General features: G+C 43.6%; 1 protein-coding gene. It reads left to right on the forward strand.

What is annotated here, in order from left to right:
* A partial coding sequence (locus AX663_RS06265; RefSeq protein WP_156430771.1) for a hypothetical protein occupies positions 1 to 321 on the forward strand: 321 nt, incomplete at both ends.

Here is a 321-nt window from a genome sequence, read left to right on the forward strand (position 1 = left end):
AAGATGCAACATCGACAGATATCCAAGGTCAAACACAATCTGGTAAACCAACCTTCACAGAAGGGGATCCAAATGTTCCAATCGATGAAGATACTCCAGCTACCTTCGAAGATGGTTCAACCACTAAGACAGTAGAAGGCGTTGGTACATACACAGTAGCAGCAGACGGAACAGTAACTTTCGTACCAGAAAAATCATTTACTGGAACTGCTACAGGCGTAACCGTGAAACGTGTTGATAAGAATGGAACTGAAATTACAGCGAAGTACACACCAACAGTAACTCCAGTTACTCCAACAGCGGAACCAGCAACATCAACAG

Source organism: Streptococcus sp. CCH8-H5, assembly GCF_001556505.1.
Lineage (GTDB): Bacteria > Bacillota > Bacilli > Lactobacillales > Streptococcaceae > Streptococcus.